This window comes from Vreelandella olivaria (assembly GCF_023507745.1).
In the GTDB taxonomy this organism is placed as follows: Bacteria; Pseudomonadota; Gammaproteobacteria; order Pseudomonadales; family Halomonadaceae; genus Vreelandella; species Vreelandella olivaria_A.
Genome location: NZ_JALPZO010000020.1, coordinates 36727 through 51721, shown reverse-complemented (window position 1 = coordinate 51721; position 14995 = coordinate 36727). Strand labels below are relative to the sequence as shown.

The 14995-nt window shown below is 57.9% G+C and carries 14 protein-coding genes; 10 read left to right on the top strand and 4 right to left on the bottom strand.

The annotated features are described in order from the left end of the window. The first annotated feature begins 18 nt into the window (after nt 1-18). From HP566_RS01720 to HP566_RS01700, 5 genes are all read left to right on the top strand, one after another. Nucleotides 19-507, top strand: a complete 489-nt coding sequence (locus tag HP566_RS01720; protein ID WP_249975532.1) for a (2Fe-2S)-binding protein — start codon at nt 19-21, stop codon at nt 505-507. Then, nucleotides 500-3529, top strand: a complete 3030-nt coding sequence (locus tag HP566_RS01715) for a c-type cytochrome (protein WP_249975531.1) — start codon at nt 500-502, stop codon at nt 3527-3529. The genes HP566_RS01720 and HP566_RS01715 overlap by 8 nt, the downstream gene beginning before the upstream one ends. Before the next feature lie 21 nt (nt 3530-3550). After that, nucleotides 3551-3739 (top strand): hypothetical protein, encoded by a 189-nt coding sequence (locus HP566_RS01710; RefSeq protein ID WP_249975530.1) that lies wholly within the window; start codon nt 3551-3553, stop codon nt 3737-3739. After that, complete coding sequence (locus HP566_RS01705; protein WP_249975529.1) at nt 3732-5243, top strand: sodium:solute symporter family protein; 1512 nt, start codon at nt 3732-3734, stop codon at nt 5241-5243. The genes HP566_RS01710 and HP566_RS01705 overlap by 8 nt, the downstream gene beginning before the upstream one ends. A 114-nt stretch (nt 5244-5357) precedes the next feature. After that, nucleotides 5358-6389 carry a leucyl aminopeptidase gene (locus HP566_RS01700; protein ID WP_249975528.1) on the top strand — a complete coding sequence of 344 codons (1032 nt, stop codon included), beginning with the start codon at nt 5358-5360 and terminating at the stop codon, nt 6387-6389. Nucleotides 6390-6535: 146 nt separating this feature from the next. Here HP566_RS01700 and HP566_RS01695 read toward each other — a convergent pair whose 3' ends face one another. After that, nucleotides 6536-7453, bottom strand: coding sequence for a LysR family transcriptional regulator (locus tag HP566_RS01695; protein WP_249975527.1), 918 nt, complete (start codon nt 7451-7453; stop codon nt 6536-6538). A gap of 320 nt (nt 7454-7773) precedes the next feature. On the opposite strand from HP566_RS01695, the gene HP566_RS01690 reads away from it, so the two are divergent. The 5 genes from HP566_RS01690 to HP566_RS01670 are packed head-to-tail and all read left to right on the top strand — an operon-like array spanning nt 7774 to nt 12441. Beyond that, on the top strand, nt 7774-8550 hold the full coding sequence (locus tag HP566_RS01690) for an ABC transporter permease (RefSeq protein WP_249975526.1): 777 nt from the start codon (nt 7774-7776) through the stop codon (nt 8548-8550). A gap of 5 nt (nt 8551-8555) precedes the next feature. Beyond that, nucleotides 8556-9329, top strand: coding sequence for an ABC transporter ATP-binding protein (locus HP566_RS01685; RefSeq protein ID WP_249975525.1), 774 nt, complete (start codon nt 8556-8558; stop codon nt 9327-9329). Between the two features lie 12 nt (nt 9330-9341). Next, nucleotides 9342-10295: an ABC transporter substrate-binding protein gene (locus tag HP566_RS01680; RefSeq protein ID WP_249975524.1), complete on the top strand. Its 954-nt coding sequence runs from the start codon at nt 9342-9344 to the stop codon at nt 10293-10295. A gap of 50 nt (nt 10296-10345) precedes the next feature. Continuing rightward, nucleotides 10346-11740, top strand: coding sequence for an amidohydrolase family protein (locus HP566_RS01675; RefSeq protein ID WP_249975523.1), 1395 nt, complete (start codon nt 10346-10348; stop codon nt 11738-11740). Further along, a complete protein-coding gene (locus HP566_RS01670) occupies nt 11737-12441 on the top strand; it encodes a sulfite exporter TauE/SafE family protein (RefSeq protein ID WP_249975522.1) in 705 nt (234 codons plus the stop codon). Before HP566_RS01675 ends, HP566_RS01670 begins: the two co-directional genes overlap by 4 nt. A 58-nt stretch (nt 12442-12499) precedes the next feature. On the opposite strand, the gene HP566_RS01665 is transcribed toward HP566_RS01670, so the two are convergent. The 3 genes from HP566_RS01665 to HP566_RS01655 are packed head-to-tail and all read right to left on the bottom strand — an operon-like array spanning nt 12500 to nt 14879. Further along, a complete protein-coding gene (locus HP566_RS01665; protein WP_249975521.1) occupies nt 12500-13429 on the bottom strand; it encodes a biotin-dependent carboxyltransferase family protein in 930 nt (309 codons plus the stop codon). After that, nucleotides 13426-14130: a 5-oxoprolinase subunit PxpB gene (gene pxpB, locus HP566_RS01660; protein ID WP_249975520.1), complete on the bottom strand. Its 705-nt coding sequence runs from the start codon at nt 14128-14130 to the stop codon at nt 13426-13428. Before pxpB ends, HP566_RS01665 begins: the two co-directional genes overlap by 4 nt. Then, complete coding sequence (locus tag HP566_RS01655; RefSeq protein ID WP_249975519.1) at nt 14127-14879, bottom strand: 5-oxoprolinase subunit PxpA; 753 nt, start codon at nt 14877-14879, stop codon at nt 14127-14129. The genes pxpB and HP566_RS01655 overlap by 4 nt, the downstream gene beginning before the upstream one ends. Nucleotides 14880-14995: the final 116 nt, after the last annotated feature.

Here is a 14995-nt window from a genome sequence, read left to right as displayed (position 1 = left end):
TAATGACGATCATCCCCTATGACACTGAAGCTGAACGTAAATGGGCAGTCTTGCGAACTGTCAGTAGCCGCTAATACGTCACTGCTTGACGTGCTGCGCAATGACCTGGCACTTAATGGCCCAAAATATGGCTGTGGGCTGGGCGAATGTGGTGCATGCAGTGTCCTGGTGGACGGCAAAGCAGCACGCGCCTGTGTGCTACCTGTGACTGCGGTGGCAGGCCATGAGGTGATCACCCTGGAGGGTATGGCACGGGGGGATCGGCTCGACCCCGTTCAGCAAACCTTCATTGATGCTCAGGCCGCACAGTGTGGCTACTGCCTGAATGGCATGATCATCAGTGTTCGGGCGCTGCTGAATCACCACCCCTCGCCTACCCAAGAGCAGATTCGAGCTGCCCTTGAGCATAATCTCTGCCGCTGTGGTACCCACCTGGAAATTCTTGAAGCTGCCCGGCAAGCCGTATTAGCCGATGCGGCGGCAAGGCGGGAGACAGTTGATGAGTGATTCACCGTTGTCCTCTACGCCACGGCGCCAAGCCTTACCGGTAGGGCTTGCCCATGTCCACTATGGAGTCGTGGTCAGGCCGCCTTTCTATGTGTGGGATGGTGAGCAGTTTGAAAGTGCCCGGCTTGAGCATGTGGATAAGTCGGAGGTGGCAGCCTTGCCCTACCGGGCCGACGTGGTGATTGAGAACAACTTTGTCGGCGTGGTGGCGGATAGCCTGGAGGCTGCTTATGACGCTGCTGCGCGTCTCCATCTTCGTTGGCAGCAACCGACCAAGGTCTCCCTGGTGTCTCCGCTGAAAGGCATTCAGACGCCAACCGATGCCCTGGCGCCCCAGGCTAAGGGGGTCTCGTCAGCGGGCGCTCACCGTGAAGCCAGCCATCATTACGGCTGGCCAGGCCGAATGCGCTGGGGGGAACAGCCGGGTTGGGTCGTTGCTGATTACCAGCAAAACCAGCTGAACGTATGGGGGCAAACAACAACGCCAAATACGCTCAAACATGACCTGAAGATGCTGACCGGGTTGGATGAGGATCAGATAGCGCTGTTCTCCAGTAACACGGAGGCACCTCTGTGTGCGACTGGCTTGGGCCGCCACTGTGGTGACGACGCCGCCATTGATGCGGCGCTGCTTTCGCAGATACTGGCATGCCCCGTGGCGGTCTGGCTGGATGAGCGCTATGCCAGGGATATGACCGCGCTGGGATTGGCGCAGCGGATGCAGTTGAGTGCTGTAGTAAGTGAAGAGGGCCGTATCGAAGAGTACAGCTACCGCCAGACCCTGGCCCCCAGCGAGGTGGCCGCGGTTGGCCTATGGCTCAGCGGGCGGCTTAAGCTCCAGACCAGTGCAGATGAACCTACCGCCACCGCTTCCTATGCGTTTAATGAACCCTATGTGTTTCGCCAGGAGACTCTGACGGCCCACACCGGTTACCCCGCTGGCGCCCCGACCAATCCCACCCTGTTGAATGTTCAGCAGACCTTCGCCCGGGAATCCTTTATTGATGAAATGGCCAGGGAGAGCGGCCAGGACCCACTGGATTTTCGTCTTCGCCACCTGGAGGACAAGCGGGGTATTGAATTAATCGAGTCGGTTGCCAGGCAAGTGCAGTGGCAGACGCCCCCGCAGCAGGCGCCTCGTGGACCGAGCGAAATGCTTAGAGGGCGTGGTGTTGCCTATGCCCAGTTACCTGACCGGGAGCAGCGCCAGAAATCGGGGGTGCGTTCGGCCTGGATTGCGGATATTGAAGTCAATCGTATTACCGGTGGGGTGCGGATAACCCGCCTGGTAGTAGGCCAGGATGCCGGTGAGTACGTGGATACGGCCCGTTTGCAGCAGACACTACAGGAGCGAGTGTTAGGAGAGGCACGGCCACTGCTGGGGCATACGCCGGCTTTTGACCAATGGAGCGATGAGCCAAACGGCACGGTTGACAAAAAAGAGCAGGAACGAACCTCGCTGTCACGGCTGACGTCTCCGGCAATAGAACCCACCAGAAACGATCAGCTAGCGACCACTGAACCCGCGTCCCCATTGAAGGAGGTGGATTTTGCGCCAGGGGTAGCCGTGATTGCCAATGCCCTGTTCGATGCAACCGGCGTGCGCTTTCGGCAACCACCGTTTACGGCCAATCGGGTGCGCCAGGCCTTGCAGGAGCAGGTCGCGGGCGATGAGACGCTATCTCCCTCGCCCGCGACACGTCGTTTACGCCGTCGTTGGTTTGCGGCAGCGGCATTGACGACGATAGCAGGCAGTGCTGCCATGGCATGGCCGTGGAAGGGGGCTATCGCTCCTGTATCAAGGCCAGCCCCCACGCTGTACTCAGCTGAAACCATTGAGCGTGGGCGTTTAGTTGCTGCCGCTGGAGACTGTGCCGCATGCCATACTGCCGAAGGAGGCGTTGAGAATGTCGGTGGACGTGCCTTCGAAACACCATTTGGCACCCTGTATAGCACCAACATCACGCCGGATGAGGCGACGGGAATAGGGCAGTGGTCATACGCAGCCTTTGAGCGTGCGATGCGCCATGGGATCAGCCGTGATGGCAGCCACCTGTATCCTGCTTTTCCTTACACCGCCTTTGCCAAAACCAGTGATGCCGATTTACAAGCCCTTTATGCCTACTTGATGGCGCAGCCCGCTGTCTCAGCGGACACGCCTGCCAATGCTCTCTCCTTCCCTTATAACCTGCGTGCCCTGATGGCCGGGTGGAATGCGCTCTATCATGACCCGACCCCCTTCCAGCCTGATCCAGAACAAAGCGAACTCTACAATCGTGGCGCTTACTTAGCCGGAGGGCTGGGGCATTGCAGTGCCTGCCATACGCCGCGTAACGCCATGGGCGCTGAGCAGAGCGGTGAGCGCTACTTTGCCGGTGCGATGGTGGACGGCTGGGAGGCACCACCGCTCAACACCTTATCCAGGGCGCCGATTCCCTGGAGCGAGCATTCGCTTTATGACTACCTGCGTCATGGGGAGTCCCCGCTGCATGGGGTCGCTTCTGGCCCCATGGCGCCGGTGGTGGCTGGGTTGGGCGAGCTGCCCGAGTATGATGTGCGCGCTATTGCACACTATGTTGCCGCCCAGATGGGTGCCCCGGCGGGAAACAGTGAAGCTGAGCTGGCGGAGGCGCAGCAGCGCATATCCCGCACCATGACAAGCCCGCCCGGCATGGAGCAGGGGGAACAGCTGTTCGCCGGTGCCTGCGCCTCATGTCACGTCGATAGCGGGTTGCCTTCGTTCAATCGCGCGGCTACTTCGCTGGCATTGAATACCAATCTGCACAGTGAACGGCCCGATAACGTTATTCAGTCGATCCTGGGGGGTGTCCATGCCGAACACGTTGTTGGTATTGGCGCCATGCCTGGCTTTGCCGACAGTTTCAGCAACACCCAGGTTGCCACACTGGCAGCCTATCTCAGGGCGCGCTTTGCCCCTGATGCACCTTCTTGGCAACAACTTGAACAACGCGTTGCCGAACTACGCCAGCCTCACCACAACAATACTTACTCTACTCCCTGATGATACAAAACGAGGTGGACTATGAAACGCAGTAAATGGATATGGGCAGTCTGGGCAGTGGTCCTGCTCTGCTATCTGGTGCCCTACACCTTCTTAACCAATGTCGCTATGTGGTACGGCAGTTTTCTGTTCTGGACCTGCGCAGGACTCGTCGTGATTGCCCTGAATATCTACATCACCAAGGATTTCGAGGAGCATAGCAATGACTGAGTCAATGATCTGGTGGTCGATTGCCATCTACCTGGTAATTGCCGTGGGTATCGCGGTGCTGTCACGCCAGGGGCCTGCCGAAAGCATGTCCGGTTACTTCCTGGGCAACCGGCAGATGAACGGCTTTGTATCGGCGTTGAGCTACAGTGCCACGACCTACAGTGCCTTTATGATGGTCGGCCTGGCGGGATTAACCTACGCCGGTGGGGTGGGTGCTCTGGGGTTCGAAATTATCTATTTCGCCGGTGTTTCGCTGGTGGCTATCTTCGGCCCTAAATTTTGGGCAGTGGGTAAGGCGTTTGGATTTGTAACGCCCAGTGAAATGCTGGGGCACCGTTACAACCATAAGCATGTGGCGACCGCTGTCTCTGTTGCCAGTTGTATTTTCCTGATTCCTTATTCTGCGGTGCAGTTGGCAGGGGTGGGTTATCTGCTACAGGGGATGACGGATGGTGCCATCACCTTCACAACGGGCGTGGTGATGGCGACAGTGATTGCCATTTTCTTCTCCTACATTGCCGGTATTCGTTCCGTTATGTGGACAGACTCGCTGCAGGCCTTAATGATGATTGTTGCCTCGACACTGGTCGCGTTTCTGGTGATCCAGGGGCTGGGTGGTTTCAGTGGATTATTCGGTACGCTGGCAACTGACCATTCTGCGTCATTAACCGTACCAGGGCCGGGACTCTTTAGTCTGGTGACCTTTCTGGGCCTGAGTATTCCGTGGTTCTTTTTCAGTCTTTCCAACCCCCAGGTCAGCCAGCGTCTGTTTATGCCTTCCTCGCTGCGCTCCATGCGCCAGATGCTGATCGGCTTTTTGGTTTTCGGGTTTATCTACACACTGGTTTCGGTGCTGTGGGGGTTCTCTGCTCTGGCCGCCTTCCCAGGATTGGAGCGTGCCGACCTGGCAACACCATCGCTGCTGGCTTCCGATTTTGTGCCCCCTGTGTTGGGCGTGATTGTGATGATTGGCATCATGGCTGCCGCTGTCTCCACGATCGACTCCATCATGCTGACGCTGGCCTCCATGCTGTCGCGGGATGTATACGCCAATCTTAAACCCAATGTTGATGAAAAACGTCAGTTGCTGATGGGCAAAATCGTCATACCGGTGATTGCACTGATGGCACTGGCCTTTGCGGAGTTGCAACTCGACCTGATTGCAGTGCTCTCCGTTGCGGCATCTTCCGGTCTGGTCGCCATGGTGCCCTCCATCATCGGTGCTTTCTACTGGAAACGTGGCACCGCTGCGGGCGCCTTGGCCAGTGTGTTGGGTACCAGCGCTTTCGTATTGCTGATGTATGCCACCGGTAACTCTCTGTTCGGAATGCCTGCCGGTATTTGGGGGATCATTGTGTCTACGGTTCTGTTCGTGGGTGTTAGCCTCGTTACCAAGCCGCATCAGGCGTCAACGGATGCCTTCTTGAATGCCATCGCTGAAGAGCTGGGACGCAGAAAAAGCAAACCCGCTATCTCGTCGGCACCACAGAAAGCGCCTGCATAATTCTTCCACCGATAACCTGCCCGGTGCTTGATGTTCAGCCTGAATTCAAGCACCCCAGGCAGGATTTCTCTGGCCGTGAGCAACAAATCTGACTGACGAAACGCAGGAGTTTTTATGGATCACGCGAGCTTTGCTGAAATCTGTCTTCACCAGTTGAAAATGTCCGGTGTAAGAGACGGCGAGAAACTCATTGTGCTGACCCAGGGCAATGATCGGCTCGACTATGCTGATGCCTTTATGGCAGCTGGGCAGCGGCTGGGTGCCAATATGTATCACATGCGGCTACCCGCTCCCCTGGCGGTGGGAGGTTGGAATGTAGGTACAACGGGGTTGGCGAGTATGCCTGAAGCTGTTGAGGCGCTTAAAAACTGCGACATGCTTATCGACTGTATTTTCCTGCTCTTTTCACCCGAGCAGATGGCGATCCAGGCAGCGGGCACACGTGTGCTTACTGCTGTGGAGCCTCCCGAGCTACTGGCCCGCATGCTGCCATCCAAGGAGCTGAAAGAGAAGGTCGAAATAGCCGCAGAGCTGCTCGCCAAGGCCAAGATCATGCGCATTACCTCCCACCATGGCACGGATGTGACCTACCAGCTTAATACCTACCCCACCGTGGCGGAGTATGCCTGTACCGACGAACCCGGTCGCTGGGATCACTGGCCATCCGGCTTCGTGTTTACAGGCGGGGATGATGACGGTGTGGACGGTACGATTGTGGTAGCACCTGGCGATATTCTGCTGCCACAGAATATCTACGTCCGCGAACCCATCACCTACACCATCGAGAAGGGCTGGATTACGGATATTCGCGGCGGCCTGGACGCTGAGCTGGTGAAATCCTACATGGACAGCTTCAACGACCAACGTGGCCTGGGGATGAGCCATGTGGGATGGGGAATGAACCCGGATGCCAAATGGCACCGCATGGTGCCAGGAGAGTTCCCCGGAGGAATGGGGATGGAGCCGCGCAGCTTCTATGGCAATGTGATGTTCTCAACCGGCCCAAACAATGAGTTGGGTGGCCCTAACGATACGGCCTGCCATTTGGATATTCCCATGCGCAACTGTTCGCTGTTCCTCGACGATGAGCCAATTGTGGTCGATGGCGATATCGTGGTGAAAGAGATTCAGATGGATAGCGCATAAATGACTAGCCATCCGATAGCTCATTGCTGCCGTCATCCTTTAGAGCGAGATGAAGGTTAGCGGCAGTTTTATAATATGCCTTCCTAGTGCATGTGATTGCGAGGCACCCTGGTGGGTGTCTTGCGCGCTTAGCAAGTCAGTGAAGGTCAGTTTGTGGGACCGTCTTCGACAGCAGTAATAGCTTGACGGATCTGCTCCAGAATCACCGTTGTGGCCATGGGTAATGGGCGATCAGCAGCGACGCACAGTGCTAGATGAGACTTAACTTGGCGATGGTCGGCCAATACGTTAAAGGCGAGTTCCTGTTGTTCAATTTCTCTGGCAATGTCCAGGCGCGTTAAAAATGCAACGCCCAGCCCAGAGCGAGCCAGGGACTTGATGGAAAGGATACGGTTGCAATGCGCCAGGGTGGAAAATTGCAGGTCGGTAGTGTTCAGCAACCTTTGCAGTGTGGAGCCGGCAAACATCTCGGTATCAGGCCGAATCAGCGGGAACGGCGTACAGTCCCGCAGTTTAAGAGATGGTTTTTGAGCGAGAGGGTGGTTTGGCGCAACCACTGCGCCAAAGGACAGGTTAACTTTCTCGACGAATCTTACTTTGCGTGTGTGTGTGGCATTCATGCAAATCCCGATATCTGACTCTCCCGTTATAACCTGCTCCAGAATGGTAGCGGTGACCCCTGTACTGATGACGAAGCGTACCCTCGGAAAACGTTGACCAAAGCGCTGTAGAACTTCCGGAAGTACCCGGTCAGTCATCGACTCAATGGTGGCAATGCGGATTTCTGCACTGCCAGCCCCTCTTATATCCCCAAGATACCCCTGCAATTGACGCTCATCGCGCTGCCACTGGCGCACCTGGTAGAGAATGATTTCACCTGCGGGAGAGAGCCTCATGCCGCGTGGCATGCGTTCGAAAAGAGGTACCCCCAACTCATCTTCCAACTTCAGTATCTGTCGGTTGACCGCCGATGCAGCGACATGAAGGTGGTCAGCCGCCTTGCGAAGTGACCCGTGACGGGCCACCTCTTCGAAATAGCGTAAAGACAACAGAATTAATGACATCTGTGGTGGCCCCCGTGTGGCTGGTTAAGCATATAGGCGTTTAACTGTAGCATTTTTGGCAACAGTGGTATCGAAAATTGGTTATAGACCAGTACGGTATGAGGTGCATAAGATAAGGCCGTTGCTTGTGACGCCGCTTTACAGGGGAAGTGTTGGTCACAGACTGAGGCAATCTAACGGGATCATTCTCAAGGGTAATGACTGATGACAGACAAACAATTGACGTCCATTCTGACCGCCGAGGCTATGGCATGTGAGCGCATGTCGGCGCAACGAACTGCAGAAAGAAAAATAATGGCTTGGCCAGTGAGGAGATTATGATGGCCCAGTCACCCCACTTTCTGTGGCGTGTTGCGCGCCAGTCGGGTGCCGTTGTCTCGATCCTTTTTGTCCTTCTGATCTGGACGCTTTTCTCGGCGCTGAACATCGTGCCGCAGGCAATCCTGCCTTCGCCCGCTTCCGTCTGGTCCGCGACAGTCGAGATGGCCCGGAACGGCACGTTGGCGCTCGACCTCAGGGCATCGCTGTCACGGGCGGTGATCGGTTTTGCGATCGGCACCAGCCTTGGCGTTCTAGTCGGGCTGCTGACCGGACGTCTGGTGCTGATGCAGGTGCTGCTGGCCCCTGCGCTGACGCTGCTGCGCCCGATCCCCGCCATTGCGCTGGTTCCGCTGGCTATTGTTTGGTTCGGCATCGGCGAAGGATCAAAGTATTTCGTTATCAGCTATACCGTGTTCCTGACCGTCTGGTTCAACACCCACCACGGAATGCAGTACGTTCCCGATATCTATCTGCGCGCCTCGCGTTCGCTTGGCGTGTCGCGGGTGCGCGAGTTCCTGACGGTGATTATTCCCGCTGCCGCACCCTATATCCTTGCCGGGATTCGACTGGGCGTCGCATTGGCCTTTCTCAGCCTGGTTGCGGCAGAGCTTTCGGGGGCCTCGTCAGGGATTGGCTATCGCTTGCAAGAGGCGCGGCAATATATCCGCACCGACCGTATGTTCTCGCTTCTCATTATTCTGGGCATTCTAGGTGCGGTGACGGATGTGATCGTCCAGCGCATCGGCCAGCGCCTAGTCCACTGGCAGCAGGGGTGATCGCCATGACACAGCAAGTAACCCAGGGCCATGTCTGTATAGATGACCTGTCCATCACCTTTGACGTGCGAGGCGGTTCGATGGTCGCGTTGGAGCCTACCTCGCTGGAACTGGCGCCGGGCAGCTTTACCGCCCTGATTGGCCCGTCGGGCTGCGGGAAGTCAACGTTAATGAATGCGGTCGCGGGCTTCGTGCCGGCTACCACCGGTCGTATTACCATCGACGGTACGCCAATCAACGGCCCCTCGGATAAGGTCGGTGTCATCTTTCAGCAATATGCACTGTTTCCCTGGTTCACCGCACTCGATAACGTGCGGTTCGGGCTAAAGCGGCTGAAACTGTCGAAATCCGAAGAGATCGACCGCGCCCGTGCTGCCATCGCCGAGGTAGGGTTGGAAAAACATGCCCAGAAATACCCGCAAGAGCTTTCAGGTGGAATGAAGCAGCGCGTCGCCATCGCCCGCACCTTCGCCTTCGGGCCGCAGGTCATGCTGATGGATGAGCCCTTCGGCGCGCTGGATGCACAAACCCGGCTGGTGATGCACGACCTGCTGCTGGGGATCTGGGAAAAACATAAGGCGACAGTGCTGTTCGTCACCCATGACGTGGATGAGGCGCTGATTCTGACTGACGATATCCAACTGATGTCCTCGGGGCCGGGACGGATCATCAAGCACTATCCGCTAACCGAGCCGCGCCCGCGCAAGCTCAACCGCGACAATATTCATCTGCTGGAAACCCGCGATGAGATCATCGCGCTTCTTCATCCCTCCCACTAAATGAGGTTCACCATGCGTATTCTGAAAGCTTTCGCCGCCGCTGCGGTCCTGATCCCACTGCCGGTTATGGCGCAGGACATCGTGTTTGGCTGGAATCCCAACCCCTCGACCCCGCAGGTCGATGTTGCAATGGCCAATGGCTATTTCGAGGATGCCGGTCTCAATGTGCAGATTGTGCCCTTCGTTTCGGGGCGTGAGGCGTTCGAGGCACTGTTGGGTGGGCAGGTGGATGTGGCTTTTATGGCCGAATTTCCTGCTGCTACCGGCATTCTGACCGGACAGCCGTTTGCTATCATCGCCGACCTGACCCGCTATCAGGGCATGCGCATCATTAGCAAAGATGAGCCGCTGGCCTCGGCCGCGGATCTGGAAGGTAAGCGGGTCGGTACATCTATTGGCACCAATACCGATTTCTACCTCTCGAACGTGCTGGCATCTGAGAATGTCGAGGCCGAAATCGTCAATGCCGCGGCATCTGACCTGGTGGCGGCGCTGGCCCGTGGAGATGTGGATGTGATCGTTCCCTTTCCCACCTATTACGGCCCCGCCGCCGCGACACTTGGTGATAGCTATCAGGAGTGGCGAGCACCCGGATATCAAACCCACTATGTGCTGGCTGTGAACTCCGGCATGAGCGAGGAAAAATCCGCCGTAATGGAAGGCTTCCTCGGCGCGCTGGTTCGGGCGAATGCGGATGTCGCGGCTGACCCAACAGCAGCGATGGACGCTACCGCCGCCGCCATGCAGGGCATCGTCACGCCCGAGGTTTTGGCGGATCTGTGGGCTGACAGCGTTTTCGATGTGCGATTGGGCTCCGACCTGGCTGAGCTTCTGCATGGTGAGACCGAATGGATTCTATCGCAAGGAGTGGTCCGGGGAGAGGCGCCGACGCTTGAGGCGGTCAAATCCTTCTTTGACCCTGCGCCCCTCAGCGCGGTTGCACCTGAGGCGGTCGATCTTGACTAACGTATGCTCCCGGCCCATCACTCCGACTTCCGAATATCGCCGGAGCCCTTATGATTGATCTTCGCAAAGCCTTTGAGGCCGACGGCCCGCTGATACTTGCCCCCGGTTATTTACTTCTGGATAACGGTCCCCAGCCAGGCAGGGCGGTTCTTGTGCGCGACGGGCTCTTCGCCGAGATCGGCGATCCCGAGGCATTGGCATGGCGTCACCCGGATGCAACATTGGTGCAATTGCCAGAGCATCTGGTGATGCCAGGCTTCATCGACACGCATACGCATCTGACCCAATCGCTTGGCAAATCGCTGGTTTTCGGGGAACCTTCCGAGATCTTTCGCCGCATCTGGGTGCCGCTGGAAGGCAGCCTCGACGAGCATATGGTCTATCTGTCGTCAAAACTCGCCGCGCTTGAATGCCTGCGCGGCGGCTTTACCGCCGCGGTGGATGCGGGCACGCGCTCAGCCGGGCATATCGGTAGTCTGGTCGAGGCGGCGCGTGAAACCGGGCTGCGCCTTGTCGTGGGCCAGATCTGCAATGACCTGGGCGGCGCGGCCTTGCGCCCCGAGCGCGATGAGATCATCCGGATCGCAGAAGCGCATCTGGCTGCCTTCGTGGGTGACCGGCTGGTTCACCCGTCACTGGCGATCTCGATCCCTGAAGTGGGCTCGGACTGGATGCTCAAGCGTATCTCGGCCATGGCGGCGGAGGCGGGCGTGACCTTCCAAACTCATGTGAATGAACATTTGGTTGCGGTGGAACGCTCGCTGGTCGCTAAAAGCCGCCGCCCACTGGAGCATCTGGCCCAGATTGGTGCGTTGGGACCACAGGCGCTGATTGCCCATTCGACACTGATCACCCCGCATGAGATAAACCTGTTGAAGGACAGCGACACCGCCGTGGCCTATAACCCCATTGCCTCGGTCTGGAAGGGTAATGCCATTGCACCTGCCTTGCAGTTGCAGGCGCTCGGTATCCGTTTCGGCCTGGGTACCGATGGTACGCGCGCCGACGGGTTCCGGCTGATGGATGCTGCGGAATCGCTTCAGCGCGCGGCTTATGGCCTTGCCTCGGGCGACAGTTCCTGCGGCGGTGGCTGGCTGTGGCTGGAGGCGGCCACACGGATGGCCGCCGATGCCTCGGGCCTTGGCGCCGTGACCGGACGGATTGCACCGGGGTTGGCTGCCGATTTCCTACTGGTGGACCTTGAGCGGCCCGAGTTCACGCCTTCACATGATCTGACATGGGAGCTGGTGCGTTATGGCAACCGTGAGCAGATCGACGCAGTGTTCACCAATGGCAGACTGCGTCTGTTGCACGGCTGGCCGGTTGATTGGGATGCCCGTGAACTGATGCGTGAAATACGTGAGCTTGCTGCCCCGGCGATTGCCGCTGCGCCGATCACCCGTATTCACCCTACAGCGGACAGCGTACTTGCGGGGCGGTCGTGACACTATCGCTTCTGGGGTTGCTGTGGGTGGTGGTAGTGGTGGCCGCGTTGGTGCAGGGCACGGTCGGGATCGGCTTTGCTCTGATTGTCGCGCCGGTATTCGCGATGGTCGACCCAACCTATCTGCCGGTCACGCTGCTTGTCCTGATGTTGCCGCTCAATGCCCATGTGGCGTGGCGCGAGCACACGGCTATCGATTGGCGCGGTACCGGATGGATCACGCTTGGCCGGTTTCTGGGCACCTTCGCGGGCCTAGCCTTATTGCTGGCGCTGAGTGTGCGGCAGATGGAAATCACCGTTGGGCTTTTTACTATTCTTGCCGCACTGGTTGCCCTTTTCGCGCAGCCATTTATGCCACGCCGGTCATCGGCCGCGGGTGTCGGCCTATTCACTGGCATCAGCGAGACCGCGACCGGAATCGGCGGCCCGCCGCTTGCACTTCTCTATCAGCACGCTCCCGGTCCGCGCCTGCGCGCGACCGTCGCGGCTTGTTTTCTGATCGGAGAAGTTTTCTCGCTGGTCGTGCTGGCGCTTGGTGGCAGGGTCGGCCGCGATCACCTTATCGCGGCTGCCCTGTTGATGCCGGCGGTGGTTCTGGGCAGCTTTCTGTCGCGTTATGCCCACTCCCATGTTCCGGCGGCGCGGCTGAGGCTTGCCGTCCTCGTATTCTCGATTCTGGGTGGACTGGTCTTGATTGCTTAGACAGGAGAGAATAGGCTGACGCTCCCCTGGTGGTGACGATCAGTCTGGTATGCAATTGCTAACGCCATGCTGCCAATTGGTTTTGGTACTGCTCTTGTGCCTGAGTCGCGCTGATCGAGCGTAAACGTACCTCCGCGCCAGGAAGGCATTGGGCCAGTTTTGCGCAGGCCATGGGGGTTAATGCCCCTAAACGCGGGTAGCCGCCAATGGTTTGACGGTCATTCATCAGAATAATGGGTTGTCCATCTGGAGGGATCTGTACCGCCCCCAAGGGGATGCCTTCAGAGATGATGCCGCCAAGAGAGCTGCGCAGTGGCTGCCCGGTTAAGCGGATGCCCATACGGTCAGCGCGGTTATCTACCTTCCAGGTTTGATTGAAGGCGTCATAGAGGCTGCTCCCGGCAAAGTGGGCAACCTGCGAACCGAGCACCATGGTGAGCTCGCACTGCGGTTCCGGCATGGCAGGTTCCAGGCCTTTTGGCAGTGTGCGGGGTGTGGCTGCTGCCCCTTTCCAGGTTAACTGGTCGCCGGTTTTTAGTGGTTTGCCATCTTCATGAAGGCCGCCAATTTGTTCACGAGCGGTGCAGGAGTGGCTGCCCAGTACGTTGGGGGCGTTTAAACCACCTGAGAACGCCAAATAGGCGCGCAAGCCTTTGCGTGGCTGGCGAAACATCAACTGCTGGCCGGGCTGCAGTTTGAAACTGACATTGGGCATCAGTGGTTGGTCGTTAATGGTTGCCGCCAAATCAGCACCGGCCAGCGCCAAGCGAACCTCCGCGTTGGCCTCCAGGGTCAGGTTGCCGCCCATGACGATTTCAAGGGCGGCACACTCCAGCGGGTTTCCCAGTAGCCAATTGGCCCAGCGGTACGAGATCCAGTCGGCAGCACCGCCCTGGGTAATGCCCAGATGACCAACACCGAAACGCCCCGCATCCTGAATCAACGCCAATGGCCCTGCCTGCTTGACGGTAAGGGTAGGCTGGCTCATGGGCGCTCCTCTATCGGCGTCGTATCTCCCCCAACTGCTGTAAACTCGGCCTTGGAGATGGCTTTAAAGCGGACTTTATCACCAGGGCGGAACAGGGGGGCTCCCCGTTTGGCATACTCAAAAAGTGGCACCGCCGTGCGGCCCAGAATATTCCAACCGCCGGGAGATAGCAGGGGGTAGATGGCGGTTTGCCGGTCAGCAATGCCTACACTGCCTGCCGCGACGCGGCGCCGGGGGGTTTTTAACCGGGGGGTGGCGATGGCTTCATCCACCAGCCCCATAAAACCGTAGCCAGGAGCAAACCCTAGCGCGAAAACGCAGTAGTCGTGGCTACCGTGTTGCTTAATAAGCTGCTCCACGCTAAGCCCTGCCCGCTTGGCGACCAACGGCAGCTCCGGCCCGACACTTTCATCGTACCAAACAGGAATTTCGTGTAACTGGCTGTTTTGTATAGCGGTAGGCTCCAGATGAAGCAGGGCCTTACGTGTCAACGAGGTGGCCTGGGCAAAGGATAGTACCTGGCAATCGTAATGCACCAGTAGCGTTGTGTATGAAGGAATCAGGTCGATCAACGCCTCACCAAAGGCATCTCGTAAGGCATGGTCGGCGGCGATGATCCATGCCATGTTCGACTCATTGATCTCATCGAACAGCCGCACCGTGAGTGCATCCATCGCTGCGGTTTCCAAGCACAGTTTCACACTGACTCCAACGACGAAAATGCATCACGAATAGCGCGCACGGCAGCCACGGATTCGGGGTTGTCACCATGTACGCAAAGGGTATCGCAAGGCAGGTTAAGCGTAGTGCCATCAAGGGCTGTCAGTGGCTCGCCTTTGGCCAATGCGACAGCCTGGGCGACTATGGTGGCCTGATCATGGTGAACAGCGCCGGGTAAGCGGCGAGAGGCGAGGTGGCCATTGGCTTCGTAGGCACGGTCGGCAAACGTTTCAAACCAGATGGTTACCCCCAGTTTTTTCGCTAGTGCGCGGTGAGGCTCGGGATCTGCTGTGGCCATCACCATGAGGGGAAGCGTGGCATCGTAAGCACGCACAGCGCGCATGGCCCCCTCTAAAAGGTCGAGATTGGCTGCCATATCGTTATACATTGCACCGTGAGGTTTGATGTAGCTAAGTGCGGTGCCCTCTGCCTGGCAGATGCCGGCAAGCGCACCTACCTGATACAGCACCATGTCTTCCACTTCGCCAGGTGAGCAGGCCATGGAGCGGCGGCCAAAGCCCATTAGGTCCGGGTACCCAGGATGTGCGCCAATGCGCACCCCGTGTCTGGCGGCGAGGGCGACAGTACGGCGCATAACGTGGGGGTCGGAGGCGTGATAGCCGCAAGCAATGTTGGCACAGTCAACGTAGGGCATAACGTCGGCGTCCAGGCCGATTGACCAGTTACCGAAACTTTCGCCCATATCGCAGTTAAGCAGCGGAATTGCCATAACGTCTCCTGGGTGTTTGAGATTTATTTGTGATTCACATCTTTTTGGGTAACGCGGGTAGTTAAAAAAGCAGTGTTAATCATTGTTGGAGATGAATAATGAAACTGGTTAGCGCG